Source organism: Alkalihalophilus sp. As8PL, from assembly GCF_040939795.1.
In the GTDB taxonomy this organism is placed as follows: Bacteria; Bacillota; Bacilli; order Bacillales; family Bacillaceae_D; genus Alkalihalophilus; species Alkalihalophilus lindianensis.
This window is the reverse complement of sequence record NZ_CP162551.1, coordinates 3467457-3481862: the sequence shown is the minus strand read 5'-3', so window position 1 is coordinate 3481862 and position 14406 is coordinate 3467457. Positions and strand designations below refer to the sequence as shown.

Sequence of the window (14406 nt, the reverse complement as noted above, 5' to 3'; positions counted from 1 at the left end):
ATGCCTACTTGGTTTATGTGGTTTATTGTTCTTTGGACGATCTTTTTGATTACCGTAATGTTTATAGGTGGATACTTTATGTTCCGTAAGTTCTTGAAGCGATTGCCAAAAGAAGATGGAAAAAGTATTTTGGATTGGCAGGATCATTACATCGAAAAAACACTACACTTATGGGATACAGAGCAAAAGGAATTATTGAATGACCTCGTTGAGCCAGTGCCAGAATTATTCCGTGATGTCGCCAAAGGCAAGATTGCGGGTAAAATCGGAGAACTTGTTTTAGAGGAGAATGCAAACGTATTAACACAGGATTATATTATCCGCGGTTATATTTTAGCAACGCCTAAACGAGATCATAAGTTTTTAAAGAAGAAACTTCGCGAAAAAAACATTGATATGACTCCTTATAAACAATTGCTCGAATCCTCATAATACAAAAGAACTCGCTCTATTTTCGTGATAGAGCGAGTTCTTCTATGTTTCCGCAGGTACAATAATTTTTTTAGGTGGGTTTGTCTTCATTTCAGCTTCAAGCTTACGATAAGAACGATACATGGAGATCCGCCAAGGAATAATCATTCCATACGCTAATAAAAAGAACATCCCAGCTAACTCCTCAAATTGAACGGAATCTCCAATCAAGAGCTTGAACACAATTCTTGCAATTAATAATCCTACTAATATAAAAGCAAAAGCCTTTGAACGTTTTAAGTAAATTTGATTACGTTTAATCTCGAAGTTCGACGTTTTTATAAGTAAAATCGAAAAGACCATTCCCACCGCTAATGCTTCAATTACTTGCCACCAAGCGGGACGTGCTGGTTCATATAGAAACATCAAAAACCCCGTCGACATAAATATAGGTGGTAAAATAATTTTCTTAGCTGATGCAGGCCGTTTCGTTGCCTTTAGACGAACAATAATAGCTATAGTAGCCATGAATGCTGCCCCTATTGTTGAGAGCAAAATGTACGTATCACTCAATTTAGCTCACTCCTCTCTCATGAGCGTACCCATCCCTTTAAACATACCGTAAACTCCAACGGCTTTCAAACATTATTTTTTAAAAAAGTCTGCTCAATAGTGAAAGAGCAGACTTTTAATGAGTCCACATCATTTGATTTAAATTACCAGAAACTTCAGATTGAGATTCAGATGATAACTTTGTATGATAAATATATAGCGATTGCTGGAGGGTGATCCTTTGGAAAAAAACCGTTTACTAGACATCATTGAAAAAAAACGCAATGAGTTGATTCATGTAGGGTCACAAAATGGATTACATTCTAAACAAGCAATTGAAGTGAGCCAGCAACTGGACGACCTATTAAACGAATACGATCGCTTGTTAAAAGATAAACAATCGAAAGAAAGACCAACTTAGCTTCTGCCAAGTTGGTCTTATATATATCTAGGACATTTTCACTTTTGAATCTGATCCCTTTTGGAGCAAATACATTTTATGATACAATCCACCACGTTCAAGTAACTCTTCGTGATTTCCACGCTCAACAATTTCTCCTTGATGCAAGACAAGTATTTGATCGGCATCTTTAATCGTCGATAAGCGGTGAGCAATAGCAATTGTTGTTCTTCCTTGCTGCATTCGACGAAGGGCCGTTTGAATCGCTTCCTCGGTCTCTGTATCTACATTTGCCGTCGCCTCATCTAAAATTAACACTTTAGGATTAGTTGCCATCGTTCTAGCGAATGATAATAATTGACGTTGCCCACTCGAGAGCGTCGATCCTCGCTCAGCTAATGGCGCCTCATATTGACCTGGTAACTTCTCAATAAATTCATTTGCTTGCACAAATTCTGCCGACTCCCTCACTTGTTCATCTGTAATGCCATCACGATTTAAGCGAATATTACTTGCAATCGTCCCCGTGTAGAGAAACGGATCTTGCAAGACGAGACCAATTTCTTTTCTTAATTCATCATTTGGATAGTTATGCAAAGGCATGCCGTCGATTAAAATCTCGCCTCGATCAAGCGGATAAAAACGCATAAGTAAATTGATAATCGAACTTTTCCCACTACCCGTATGACCGACTAAAGCAACGGTTTCTCCTTTTTTCACCGTAAACGAAATATCTTTTAATACATCCGTTTTGCCATCATAAGAAAAGGTTACATGATTAAACGTAATGTCACCTTCCGTTACGTTTAACGCTTCATTCCCATTTTGCTCGGGCGCGTATTCTTTATGATCCATTAATTTAAACACGCGGCCAGCAGAGACGATTGCTTGTTGAAATAAAGACAAGCGCATCATCATCTGATTAACAGGTTCAAAGAAACGATCTAAGTAATTAACAAACGCATAAATGACGCCAATTTCTACGGGACTGACAAATGAAGTGACACCAAAAAAGCTTAACACAAGAATTAAAGCTGCGATTGAGACAAGATCAACCATTGGACGTAACAAGAGACCGTCTAGCTTCATGCTCTTCATTCCTGCTTCTAGGTGCTCATCATTAACATCAGCAAACTCTTTTCGTAACCTTTTTTCTTGGCGAAACATCTGAATAATCGCCATTCCCTGAATCGACTCATTCATCTTCGCATTTAGCTGACTCAACTTTTCGCTCATATCGGCATAAAATTTCGAACTCCATTTCCGGTAAAGCTGCATTAAGCCTACTAAAATGGGGATTAACGCTAAGCAATAAAGTGCGAGGGTCGCATTTAAATAGAACATTGCTATAAAGACCCCAACTAAAAACATAATGTTTTGCACAAACGTCGCAAGCACCGTTACGTATAATTCTTTGATCGACTCTGTATCATTCGTTATCCGTGAAATAAGGGCTCCAGCAGGCGTTTTATCAAAGAAAGACAACCCTAATCTCTCTACATTGGAAAAGACATCAACACGTAGCTGTTGAATGATTCTAAGCGAAATCTTTTGAAATAAAAACGATTGAAAGTAATTAATAAAGACCGATGAAATGTGTAAGACAATATACCATACACCTAGCCAAATTAATGCATTCACCGGAAATTCTCTTGGCGTTAAATAATCATCAATAAAGATTTTAACTAAGATTGGACCCATTAATTCAGCCGCTGTTGCAAGAAGGAGCAGGATAAAGGCAATTGATAATAATTTCATATGCGGTTTTGCATAGGTTAATAGACGATAGAGCACTTGACGTTGCTCTTTGTCCGTTAAAACTTTGTCTTTATGTTCCATTACTCATCCTCACCTCCTCCACGTACAACCGACTCTAGTTGTTGTTGGTCATACATGCTGCGATACCATCCGTTTTCATCCATCAAGTTAGTATGAGTGCCACGCTCAATAATTTCTCCATCTGATAGCACAATAATGAGGTCAGCATGCTTAATAGCACTTAAACGATGAGCTGTGATAATGGTTGTTTTCCCTTCTCTATTTTCTCTTAAGGACGTTAAGATTTGCTCTTCTGTTTTAGCATCAACAGCGGAAAGCGAATCATCTAATATGAGAATGTTAGGATGTGATAAAAGAGCACGAGCAATTGAAATTCGTTGCTTTTGGCCTCCTGATAGGGTGACCCCTCGCTCACCAACGACCGTATCGTAGCCTTGATCAAAACGAGTGATATCTTCGTGAATATTGGCCAACTCACAAGCTGCGACAATTTCTTTAAAAGATGCCTCAGGCTTAGCGAAAGCTACATTATCAGCAATCGTAGCCGAAAATAAGAAATGTTCTTGAGGGACTAAGCCAAAAGCTTTCTTTAAGGCGTCGAGTGAGTATTCATTCACTGGCACGCCGTCAATTGTAATTATTCCTTCACTGACATCATACTCTCGTTGCAATAGGCGAATAAGCGTTGATTTCCCACTACCCGTTTTTCCCACGACTCCTAGGGTTTGACCTTCTTGTAAATGCACATGTACATTTCTTAACGAAGTAACATTAGCCCCTGGATAAGTAAATGAATCGACTGCAATCTCAATGTCTCCTTTTGCAACCGTCGTTACACTTGCTTGTTCCTCTGTAATATCTTGTTTTTCCCTTAAGAGATTGCTAATCCGGTCATAAGAAGCACGGCCTCGCTCAACAATATTAAACAACCAACCAAAAGCAAGCATGGGCCAGATTAATAGACCAAGATAGATCGTAAAACTCGTTAATTGTCCGATTGTCAGCTCATCTGCAATAACATAACGTGCACCAAAAACGACAGCTAAGAAATAAGAGATTCCAACAATGAAAGAGATAGTAGGATCAAATAGCGCATCGACTTTAGCAACAGCTACATTTTTCTGAACCACTTCCTCTGACTTCGAGCGAAACCCTTCTATTTCTCGCTCTTCTTGCCCGAATGCTTTAGCAACGCGAACACCCGTCACACTTTCTTGTACGGTATCATTTAATTCTGAGAAGGCAGCTTGAGCAACGTGAAAGCGCTTATGTAAAAGCGTGCCGTAATAACTCGTTAATAGCGCCATAAATGGCATCGGAATCAAGCTTATTAAAGTTAGCTCCCAACTAATCGTCAGAGCCATTGTAAGGATGACAAAGCCACCCATCGTAAGAGAATCTACGAGTGTAAGAACCCCTTGCCCTGCAGTCGCCTGCACCGCTCGTATATCATTAGTCGCATGAGCCATCAGATCACCTGTACGTTGACGCTGATAAAATTTACTAGACATATTCGTAAAGTGTCCGTACAGTTGATTGCGAAGAAGCCGTGCCAAACGAATCGCAGCTCCAAAGATCATAATTCTCCAAACGAAACGTAGAACATACACGAGTAAACCAACGGCAATTAATACGCCAACCCACATCAATAAAATCGATGTCGTCAAGCTTTGTTCAGCAATATGGTCGACAATGACACCTACGATATACGGCGGCAGCAATGTGAAAATTGATACGAAAGCTAATACTAAAATACCCATTCCATAAGCAAACCGTTCCTGCTTAAAAAACCACCACAAGTCTTTAAATACAGACATCTTCTTTCCCCTTCCCCTACACTCTACCTTTCATGAGAGTGATGGATGAGTTGATCTAATTCTTTTTCCAAAGTTGACAAACCTTCTTCAAATGGATGAAATGAAATAGAGGATCCTTTAGCTCGATCAACTCCTTGTTTAAATTCATACCGCGGATCATAATAGCACTCGAGTAACAGCGTAAATAGATCATCAAAACGATTTTCATCATATGCTTTTCTAACTTCCATATACACTGGATGTGAAAGCCTTTTTCTCAAATAAGAAATCGCCTCTCCAAATTCCTCTTTATGTAAATCAGGTCGATACGTTTGATGAATATGGTTGATCCGATCGTGAAACGGGGTATCAATTTCGATAATGCGTCCCTCGTCTTTCCCTTTCAGAATAAAAGATGGCACGACTACACGTCCAATCCGCTTACTTTCAGCTTCAATAATGAGGTGATTCGCATGTTCTAACTCAATTAATCGTCTCACCAAACGGGCCTCAAATTCTTTTTGGCTATGAGGTGTTAATCCAATATGGCCAAATAAAGAGCCTCGATGGTTCGCTAGCTTTTCTAAATTAACGACCGGATACCCTTTATCTTCAAGATGATCTAGGATCTCTGTTTTTCTTGATGCTGATGGTCCTGCCAACACTACAAACTGGTGCCCTACCTCCATTTGCTTAGCAAGAAACTCTTGAATGAATGTTCGATAGGAACGAATCCCACCCTCTAATTGAAAACAAGGAATGCCTAACAGAGAGAGCGTGCCGGCAATCGTCTTGCTGCGCATACCTCCTCTCCAACAATAAACAATTATTCGTATTTGAGGATTGCTTTGATAGCGCATTTTTAACTCCCGATAAAACAGAGGTAATTTCATAGAAAACAGTTCTAACCCTTTTTCTACTGCATTATCACGGCTTTCTTGTTTATAAATATAGCCAATTTTTGCTCGTTCTTCATTTGAAAATAACGGAATATTTATAGCTGAAGGTAATGAATATTCAGCAAATTCAAGCGGTGAGCGTACATCTATGTAGACATCTTTTTCATCATCAAGCTGATTATATGTAACTTTTTGCACGTCAATCGTGGGCAATCACATTCACTCATTTCCAATTTTTATATTATATCAGATTATTTTTCCAAACAGTAGAAAAACACCCCAATTTGAGGTGCTTGTCCTATACCTTATTTCGTTTGTTGCTTTTGCATTGCTTTCATCATTTGGTTAATCTTCTTTTGTGATGGATTTTGACCCATTTGCATCATCATTACTCGAAGCATTTGCTCATTAATTGGGGGGTTCTTTTTAAGATAAGACATCATTGTCTTACGTGCGATAAAGAAACCTATAGCGACACCCGCTAAAACTGCGATTGTGTAGCCTAAAATATGAATCCATGGCATACGTCCAACTTCCTCCTTCAAACAAAATAAACCGTTCAAGCTTAGCCTGAATCAACCTACATTATTATATCGTAACGACGCCCTTTTTAAAAGCTACTTATGAAAATTGTTCCTATTAATCGCATGAGCTAAACAAACTTAACTTGCTTAATCGGACTCAGCCAGCCAAATCGATGTGCCTCTGTATTGACTGCAAAGAAGCAAGGGTCAATTTTCCGTAACACTTCAAAAAACATCGTTTCTGCTTCGATTTCTCCAGTAGACGTAAGCGTGAGATGTTGCTTTTGTATTAATAGTTCAGCACAACTCTCTTGGTGAGTTAGGTCCAATACGTGAATGTGTTTATATACGGTATAGGTTGATAAGTGAGAGAAAGCAGATAACATCTTTTGTTGCAACAATAACCCTGGCATCGGCTTTGAAATATAATCAATTTGCATCTCTAAAATGGTTTTTTGTTCAGGTGTGGCCATTGTTCGTTCTAAAAACAAATGAAATAATTTAGACTCTTGTCCAAAATAGTGTTGCGCAACGTCCTCTTCTAGCAAATAAAGTTGATAATGCCTCACTCGTTGCACCCCTTCCATTCAGCCTTTTTCCATAGTATAAGGGAGAATGGGTAAAATCATTGTCTGAAGATGGCGAGGAATTCCACTAGTTTTGTCGAAGCAAAAGACCACTCCAAAAGTAGGAGTGGTCAAATGATTGATTATTTATTTAGCAGTACTTTCGCTTTTGCCACAACATTTTCTACTGTGAAACCATATTCTTGCATAATACGTTCCCCAGGGGCTGAAGCTCCAAATTGATCAATGGCTAATACATCACCGTGGTCTCCCACATATTTTGCCCATCCAAGAGACGAACCCATTTCGATTCCAAGACGAGCTTTAACGTTAGGTGAGATCACTTCATCTTTGTAAGACTTAGGCTGAGCTTCAAAACGATCCCAGCTTGGCATACTTACGACTGATGCATGAATGCCTTCTTTTTCAAGAGCATCTTTCGCTTCTACTGCTAAAGGTACCTCTGAACCTGTTGCAAGAAGTAATAAGTCAGCTTCTCCGCTTGCTTTTGAAATTACATATGCACCTTTTTTCACGCCTTCATATGCATTGTCTTTTGTTCCTTCAATCGTAGCAAGGTTTTGACGAGTAAGCACTAGAGCTGTTGGCATATCTTTTGATTCAATTGCTAATTTCCATGCAGCCACTGCTTCGTTGCTATCTCCTGGTCTAATGACAGATAAACCTGGCATTGCACGAAGAGCTGCTAGTTGTTCAACTGGCTCATGCGTTGGACCATCTTCACCTACTGCAATACTATCGTGTGTGAACACATAAACAACAGGTAATTTCATTAGAGCAGATAAACGGATAGCAGGGCGTAGGTAATCAGAGAATACAAAGAATGTTGCACCAAATACTTTCACACCGCCGTGAAGCGCCATACCATTTACTGCTGCACCCATTGCGAATTCACGTACACCAAACCAAACATTACGACCACTATAATCATCACGAGTGAAATCGCCTACGTCTTTCATCATCGTTTTGTTCGATGATGCTAGGTCAGCAGAACCTCCGATTAATTGAGGAATATGCTTAGCAAAAGCATTTAGGGCTTCTCCGCCTGATGAACGAGTTGCAACACTTGAACCAACTTCATAAACTGGCGCTTCTTTATCCCATCCTTCAGGAAGTTCGCCTTTATTAGCTAACTCAAATTGCGCTGCAAGTTCTGGATGAGCTTCTTTATAAGAAGCAAACAGTTCATTCCACTCAGCTTCTGTTTTCTCCCCGTTTGCTTTAACACTCTCATAGAAAGATTTAACATCTTCTGGAATGAAGAAATCACCGTCACCTTCCCACTTATATGCTTCTCTCGTTAATTTTACTTCATCCGCACCAAGTGGAGCTCCGTGTGAAGCAGATTTACCTGATTTATTTGGAGAGCCATAACCAATAACTGTTTTCACTTCAATTAAAGTAGGACGGTCATCCGTTTTAGCTAATTCAACTGCACGGTTAATCTCATCAATATCCGTTCCGTCTTCGACACGGATCACTTGCCATCCGTATGCTTTATAACGATCTTCAACGCTTTCAGAGAATGAACGATTTAGTTCACCATCTAGGGAAATATCATTTGAATCATACATTACAACAAGACGACCTAATTTTAAGTGACCAGCTAGTGATGCAGCCTCAGCTGATACACCTTCCATTAAATCTCCATCACCACAAATGCTATATGTGTAATGATCAACAATATTGTAACCTTCACGATTATATGTACTAGCTAAATGACGTTCTGCCATTGCCATCCCAACAGCCATTGCGACACCTTGTCCAAGTGGGCCAGTTGTTGCTTCAACACCAGGTGTATGTCCGAATTCAGGGTGACCAGGCGTTTTACTTCCCCATTGACGGAAAGACTGTAGATCTTCAAGCGATACATCATAACCCGTTAAGTGAAGAAGGCTGTAAAGTAACATAGAGCCGTGACCTGCAGATAAAACAAAACGATCACGGTTTGCCCAATCAGGGTTAGCAGGATTATGATTCATGTATTTTGTCCAAAGGCTAAATGCCATTGGTGCAGCACCCATCGGCATTCCAGGGTGACCTGAGTTCGCTTTTTCAATACTATCAATTGATAATGTACGAATTGTATTAATTGCTTTTAGTTCAACATTCGTTGACATGATTTCGTTCATCCTTTCCGTTACTGAAAACGTTGTATTCGTGTTTCATCATATACTTTATTGCTCTTTTTCACAAGCAGATTCGACAAATTCTCACCGGTTTGTTGCATTTTCATATCTCATTTACTTTTCTCATTTCGAGAAATTTTATCCTATATTCATAAGAGGATCAAACAAAAAACTCTCTTTCAAAGAAAGAGAGTTTCTAATGGGTCAAACCACGATTATTTTTTTCTTTACTATCTTTAAGGGCTTTAGGTGTTACATCATTCCCTTTTTCATCGACAACCTTCACGGAATGAAGTTGGTCTTTAAATGAATTACGGAAGGTTTGAATGTATTCTTTCCTAAGAGTTTGTTGCTCCTTAGCCTCTTTTGTTGTTAAACCAGTTGATTTAGCTCGCTTTGATAGCTCATTAATTCGTGCGATCTTTTCTTTAGATAACATCGCCATTCACCACCTTTTACATAACCAGACTATACTTTACCATGAGTTTTTACGTCAATCAAGTTATGTGCTTAATCGTCAAGGTGATTACTTAAAGCTTGCTCTTGTTCATATTCACGATACCTACGATGGACGGTTGCTTTTGATACGTCATGACCGAACCCTCTAAGGGTAGCAGCAATGTCATGAAAGGTTAATTTCCGCTCCCTGAGGCGAACAATTTCTTCGATTGGTACTTCTTTTTTTTCTCGCCCCCCACTAGGAGTGCCTCCCAAATTGTCTTGTGGCTTGTACCCTCGATCAACAGCGGCCTTCATTCCTCTTTTGATCTTTAAATTATGTAATTTGCGCTGATACTCTTCGACGATTGAAACAATATCTAGTACCATCGCGTCAGCTTCAGATAGTTGAAGCTCTCCCTCATCTTGAATCGTGTAAATTTTAACCCCGTCTTTTCGTAATTGGTGAAGAATCGCCATTTTGGCATGCCCTCTCCCAATTCTGGTGTCATCTTGAACGAGAACAACCGAGACATCACCTTGTTTCACGTAATCTAGAAGCTTTAGCATGCCATCACGATCCACTTCATAGCCACTAGCCTTCTCTTCAATAATCTCCACGATGGTAAAGTTGTTTTTATGAGCAATCTCTTCTAATTCTGCTCTTTGACGTTCAATCGATGTTTGTTGCGTTTCTTTTTCTGTACTAACTCGACAATAGATAATTGCTTTTTCTTCATTCATCATCGTTGCTTGTTTTCTCGTACGCATAGGCATACAATTCTTCAGTCTCCTTTTCTAGTGAATCTAGTAGATTTGCTTGAATGATAGCTCCATTCGCTAAAGGTGTCTCTTCATTATTTAGTAAATCGGATTGTTGTGCAATCGTTTCAGCTTCTACTACTGTTTCTTCCTCAATACTAATTTCCCCGGAGAAGAGGATTGAACTATACATAAACATCAACGCGAAAACCGCTGTAATAAGAATAAATAATTCTTGACCTGATAATTTTTTCAACATTTTCATCACCCCATAAGAATGTTTGTTCCCATTCACTATAAATGAGAACACTCGTTTGTGTCAAGCGTTTTTAGAACTTATGTTTGCATTACGTATGTTCGCATGGTACAATTTAGGCAAGATAAAAACACAAGCGAGGTGTTAACCGTGTCAAAACTATCAAAACGTCAACAGGAAATCCTAGATTACATCAAGATAGAAGTGAAAAAGAAAGGCTATCCACCTTCCGTACGAGAAATTGGTGAAGCTGTTGGACTTGCTTCAAGTTCTACGGTTCATGGCCATCTTTCACGACTAGAGAAGAAAGGGTTTATTAGAAGAGACCCGACTAAACCTAGAGCCATTGAGGTTCTCGAACTTGATGAACTTGATACAGTAGTAAACGAAAAACGAACTGCGTACGTGCCAATTGTCGGTAAAGTAACCGCAGGTCTTCCGATTACTGCGATTGAAAATGTAGAAGACTATCTACCATTACCTGATCATTTTGTGACGAATGATTCTGTTTATGTGTTAGTGATCCAAGGTGATAGTATGATTGAAGCTGGGATCTATGACGGTGATATGGTTATCGTTCGTCAGCAGCAAACAGCGAACAATGGTGATATTATTGTTGCCATGACTGATGAGGATGAAGCAACAGTCAAGCGTTTCTTCCGTGAAAAAGATTACATCCGCTTACAACCAGAAAATGCAACGATGGAGCCTATCCTTTTAAAAGATGTTACGGTACTCGGTAAAGTCATCGGTGTATTTCGCACCCTTCATTAATAGTAAAAAGCTTGTCCCTCTAACTTATGAGGACAAGCTTTTTTTATGCCTGCTTTATTAAAACATTCGAAGAAGAGATCAAACAATGGTTATACGTCGACCTCTCCCCTTTACTTTTTAAATATTTATTCACTGGTTGCTTATGTTCAACTTTTATAATGCCCATGGTCTATTTAATGGTGCATTGTAGTTAGGATCCATTGATTGATAGCCTCTACGTTTAAATGGCACCAAAACATATCTTTTCCCTCCTTCTTTTCTGGAATACTTATGTATATGTTTTCTATAACGGGACTGTATTGACAAGACTCACGGTATAAGCAAATTTTTTAAAACCTCCCAGCTTTTAATTTCAATTTTGGTATATGGTAGCAATCCCAGATATATTGTTTACATACTTATAACCCAATCAGAAACATTGATTGAGTAGTTAAGAAGGTTCATAAAAATAACCCTTGATGTAAATAGCATCAAGGGTTATCTGTTTTGTATGTGCCACACATATTTCTAGTCAAAGAAAGACTCGAGTATTACTTGATGCTAAGAGAAAAGGAATGTTAGGATACAACGACTAAGAACGTTAGATGTTGTAAATAGAAGTTGTACGTAACTGGGGTGGTTAATGGAGTATAGTGAATGGACATGTAGCAACCAGCATTGTAGTTGCTTATTTCTTTTACCAAAAAAACTTAGATTCTATCATTAATACCTAAAACAATGAAAGCCCTACCTCTCTTTCATTCTTACGGATCCTAGTCCGCGCCAGAGTGAATCAGGAATGCAAAATCAAGTAACTATATTGTCGAGTAATGCAAATAACTCGAACGTTCGTAAAAGAAGTAATCATTAAAAAGGATTAAAATGAAAGAAGTAACATAAGAGGTTAATACTCAATAAATGAGTTGAAGAAGTTAGAAGGTCTTTGAAAGGATTTTCCTATTACCGTAAGATTCACTATATTCCCAAAGTGGGAAATATGGAAATCACTAAACCTTAGCGGAAACATTTTGATTGATTTTCAGTGATCTCTTTTATTAATCCAAGTTCACTAAATAATAGTTTATATGCTTTATCCAACATTTCTTTTTCACTTGCATTTAGTGCTTTTTCTTTTTTCATACGCATTAAATCTCGTACAACTTCGGCACCTTCTTGTATGTCACCTGTCTTTATCTTGTCCATGTTCACTTTGTATCTTTGTTTCCACGATAGTGATTTTTCAGATTCTCCATGCTGAAAAATGTGTAAAATGCGCTTTAGTGTGAGTATATCAATAACTGGTCGTATACTTGTACTTGCCATTTTACTTACAGGAATCATAACATCCATATTACTAATTGCCATGTTGATGATATAATACTCTTGTTTTTTCCCTGAGATTTCTTTTTCTTCTATAGCCTCAATGACGCCTGCACCGTGCATCGGATAAACAATGCTATCTCCAATTTGCAACAAAAAAACACCTCCATATATTTCAAGTATACCACTTATATATTTTTTGTCAAATTTTATATAATACCATACATATATTTTAGGTGTCAATAATTTTTTGTGGTAAATTACAGGTTCTTTCGTGAGTGTTTTAAGGGGGCGCTAGGTGATATGAAAAATACACCTTATAAAAGAAAAAACCTCGACGCCAATAGGCATCGAGGTTGATTGATCTTAATAAGAACTCATGTATTGCTCGCGCTCCCAAGGGTGAACTTGTGTGCGGAACATATCCCACTCAATTTCTTTTGCTTCAACGAAGTGTTCTACTGCATGCTCACCTAGAGCCTTCACTAGTACTTCATCTTTCACAAGCTTATCAAGAGCATCTTTTAATGTAGCAGGTAGATCGTTAATTCCTTCTTCTACACGCTCTTCTTTGCTCATCACATAAATATTACGATCTGTTGCTGGTGGTGGAGTTAATTTCTTCTTAATTCCATCAAGACCAGCAGCAAGCAATACAGCCATTGCTAAGTACGGGTTAGCAGCAGGGTCTGGACTACGTACTTCAATACGTGTACTTACTCCACGTGATGAAGGAATACGTACAAGTGGACTACGGTTTCTCATAGACCAAGCCACATATACAGGTGCCTCATAACCTGGTACTAGACGCTTGTATGAGTTTACGATTGGATTAGTAATCGCCGTGAACGCTTCCGCATGCTCAAGTGTACCACCTAAGAAGTGCATAGCTGTTTCACTTAATTGTGTATCCGTAGACTCATCATAGAATACGTTTCCGCTCTTATCAAAAAGAGACATGTTACAGTGCATACCTGAACCATTTACACCAAATAAAGGCTTAGGCATGAAAGTTGCATGAAGACCATGCTTACGAGCAATTGTCTTAACAACAAGTTTAAATGTTTGGATGTGGTCACAAGCTGTGATCGCATCTGCATATTTAAAATCAATTTCATGTTGACCTGGTGCTACTTCATGGTGAGAAGCTTCAATATCAAAGCCCATATCTTCAAGCTCTAACACGATATCCCGACGGCAGTTTTCACCTAAATCAGTTGGCGATAAATCGAAGTATCCACCTTTATCATTTAACTCTAACGTCGGCTCTCCGTTTGCATCGTTTTTGAATAAGAAGAATTCTGGCTCTGGCCCAATGTTAAATGCCGTGAACCCTAGCTCTTCCGCTTCTTTTAAAACACGTTTTAAAATTCCACGAGGGTCTCCTTCAAATGGCGTTGGCTCTTCGCCTGGTTCACCTGGTTGGTAAATGTCACAAATTAAACGTGCCACTTTACCTTTTTCTGGAGTCCAAGGGAAAACTACCCAAGTGTCTAAATCAGGATATAGGTACATATCTGATTCCTCAATACGAACAAATCCTTCAATTGATGAACCATCAAACATCATTTTGTTGTCTAGCGCTTTTGAAAGCTGATCAACTGGAATTTCAACATTCTTAATCGTCCCTAAAAGATCAGTAAATTGTAGACGGATAAACCTTACGTTATCTTCCTCGGCAATTCGCATAATATCTTCTTGCGTGTACTTTGACATTGATATGTAATCCCCTTTCAACTTCTTGTGAGTAAATGTATTTGTAGAATCGATTCCCTCAAGTAGAATACCCTGTTTCCCTTG

15 protein-coding genes are annotated in these 14406 nt (G+C 38.8%); 3 read left to right on the top strand and 12 right to left on the bottom strand.

All coding sequences use genetic code 11. The features are described from left to right. Entirely contained in the window at positions 1 to 432 is a 432-nt protein-coding gene (locus tag AB3N04_RS19085) for a DUF2621 domain-containing protein (protein ID WP_317122717.1), read from the top strand. 42 nt (positions 433 to 474) lie between these two features. Here AB3N04_RS19085 and AB3N04_RS19080 read toward each other — a convergent pair whose 3' ends face one another. Beyond that, positions 475 to 984, bottom strand: coding sequence for a CcdC family protein (locus AB3N04_RS19080; protein ID WP_368504137.1), 510 nt, complete (start codon positions 982 to 984; stop codon positions 475 to 477). 220 nt (positions 985 to 1204) lie between these two features. On the opposite strand from AB3N04_RS19080, the gene AB3N04_RS19075 reads away from it, so the two are divergent. Then, a complete protein-coding gene (locus AB3N04_RS19075; RefSeq protein ID WP_368504136.1) occupies positions 1205 to 1384 on the top strand; it encodes a Spo0E family sporulation regulatory protein-aspartic acid phosphatase in 180 nt (59 codons plus the stop codon). 27 nt (positions 1385 to 1411) lie between these two features. Here the strand turns inward: AB3N04_RS19075 and AB3N04_RS19070 are convergent, their stop codons facing one another. The 9 genes from AB3N04_RS19070 to AB3N04_RS19030 form a co-directional block, all read right to left on the bottom strand. Further along, the gene (locus tag AB3N04_RS19070; RefSeq protein WP_368504135.1) at positions 1412 to 3202 is read right to left on the bottom strand and encodes an ABC transporter ATP-binding protein; all 1791 of its coding nucleotides are present in this window, start codon (positions 3200 to 3202) and stop codon (positions 1412 to 1414) included. After that, positions 3202 to 4959 (bottom strand): ABC transporter transmembrane domain-containing protein, encoded by a 1758-nt coding sequence (locus AB3N04_RS19065; protein ID WP_368504134.1) that lies wholly within the window; start codon positions 4957 to 4959, stop codon positions 3202 to 3204. Before AB3N04_RS19065 ends, AB3N04_RS19070 begins: the two co-directional genes overlap by 1 nt. Positions 4960 to 4982: 23 nt before the next feature. Further along, positions 4983 to 6050, bottom strand: coding sequence for a tRNA 2-selenouridine(34) synthase MnmH (gene mnmH, locus AB3N04_RS19060; RefSeq protein ID WP_368504133.1), 1068 nt, complete (start codon positions 6048 to 6050; stop codon positions 4983 to 4985). Positions 6051 to 6142: 92 nt separating this feature from the next. Continuing rightward, on the bottom strand, positions 6143 to 6361 hold the full coding sequence (locus AB3N04_RS19055) for a YneF family protein (protein ID WP_012959284.1): 219 nt from the start codon (positions 6359 to 6361) through the stop codon (positions 6143 to 6145). 128 nt (positions 6362 to 6489) lie between these two features. Next, positions 6490 to 6930 carry a sporulation inhibitor of replication protein SirA gene (sirA, locus tag AB3N04_RS19050; protein WP_368504132.1) on the bottom strand — a complete coding sequence of 147 codons (441 nt, stop codon included), beginning with the start codon at positions 6928 to 6930 and terminating at the stop codon, positions 6490 to 6492. A 140-nt stretch (positions 6931 to 7070) separates the two neighbouring features. Then, on the bottom strand, positions 7071 to 9068 hold the full coding sequence (gene tkt / locus AB3N04_RS19045; RefSeq protein WP_368504131.1) for a transketolase: 1998 nt from the start codon (positions 9066 to 9068) through the stop codon (positions 7071 to 7073). Positions 9069 to 9273: 205 nt separating this feature from the next. Continuing rightward, positions 9274 to 9516, bottom strand: a complete 243-nt coding sequence (locus AB3N04_RS19040; RefSeq protein WP_317122709.1) for a DUF896 domain-containing protein — start codon at positions 9514 to 9516, stop codon at positions 9274 to 9276. A gap of 71 nt (positions 9517 to 9587) precedes the next feature. Continuing rightward, positions 9588 to 10292, bottom strand: a complete 705-nt coding sequence (locus tag AB3N04_RS19035) for a recombinase family protein (RefSeq protein WP_368504130.1) — start codon at positions 10290 to 10292, stop codon at positions 9588 to 9590. Continuing rightward, positions 10252 to 10536 (bottom strand): hypothetical protein, encoded by a 285-nt coding sequence (locus AB3N04_RS19030; protein ID WP_368504129.1) that lies wholly within the window; start codon positions 10534 to 10536, stop codon positions 10252 to 10254. Before AB3N04_RS19030 ends, AB3N04_RS19035 begins: the two co-directional genes overlap by 41 nt. A 147-nt stretch (positions 10537 to 10683) precedes the next feature. Here AB3N04_RS19030 and lexA point away from each other — a divergent pair, with 147 nt between their 5' ends. Then, positions 10684 to 11307, top strand: coding sequence for a transcriptional repressor LexA (gene lexA, locus AB3N04_RS19025; protein ID WP_317122706.1), 624 nt, complete (start codon positions 10684 to 10686; stop codon positions 11305 to 11307). A gap of 993 nt (positions 11308 to 12300) precedes the next feature. On the opposite strand, the gene AB3N04_RS19020 is transcribed toward lexA, so the two are convergent. Both AB3N04_RS19020 and glnA read right to left on the bottom strand, forming a co-directional pair. Next, on the bottom strand, positions 12301 to 12762 hold the full coding sequence (locus AB3N04_RS19020) for a CarD family transcriptional regulator (protein ID WP_368504128.1): 462 nt from the start codon (positions 12760 to 12762) through the stop codon (positions 12301 to 12303). A gap of 210 nt (positions 12763 to 12972) precedes the next feature. Beyond that, positions 12973 to 14322, bottom strand: coding sequence for a type I glutamate--ammonia ligase (gene glnA, locus AB3N04_RS19015; RefSeq protein WP_368504127.1), 1350 nt, complete (start codon positions 14320 to 14322; stop codon positions 12973 to 12975). Positions 14323 to 14406: the final 84 nt, after the last annotated feature.

What these genes read in the sequence shown, in the direction of transcription:
- tkt (WP_368504131.1), bottom strand. Translation starts at nt 9,068, where the DNA reads ATGTCAACGAATGTTGAACTAAAAGCAATTAATACAATTCGTACATTA.
- AB3N04_RS19040 (WP_317122709.1), bottom strand. Translation starts at nt 9,516, where the DNA reads ATGTTATCTAAAGAAAAGATCGCACGAATTAATGAGCTATCAAAGCGA.
- AB3N04_RS19065 (WP_368504134.1), bottom strand. Translation starts at nt 4,959, where the DNA reads ATGTCTGTATTTAAAGACTTGTGGTGGTTTTTTAAGCAGGAACGGTTT.
- AB3N04_RS19085 (WP_317122717.1), top strand. Translation starts at nt 1, where the DNA reads ATGCCTACTTGGTTTATGTGGTTTATTGTTCTTTGGACGATCTTTTTG.
- AB3N04_RS19055 (WP_012959284.1), bottom strand. Translation starts at nt 6,361, where the DNA reads ATGCCATGGATTCATATTTTAGGCTACACAATCGCAGTTTTAGCGGGT.
- AB3N04_RS19030 (WP_368504129.1), bottom strand. Translation starts at nt 10,536, where the DNA reads ATGTTGAAAAAATTATCAGGTCAAGAATTATTTATTCTTATTACAGCG.
- AB3N04_RS19070 (WP_368504135.1), bottom strand. Translation starts at nt 3,202, where the DNA reads ATGGAACATAAAGACAAAGTTTTAACGGACAAAGAGCAACGTCAAGTG.
- AB3N04_RS19035 (WP_368504130.1), bottom strand. Translation starts at nt 10,292, where the DNA reads ATGCCTATGCGTACGAGAAAACAAGCAACGATGATGAATGAAGAAAAA.
- glnA (WP_368504127.1), bottom strand. Translation starts at nt 14,322, where the DNA reads ATGTCAAAGTACACGCAAGAAGATATTATGCGAATTGCCGAGGAAGAT.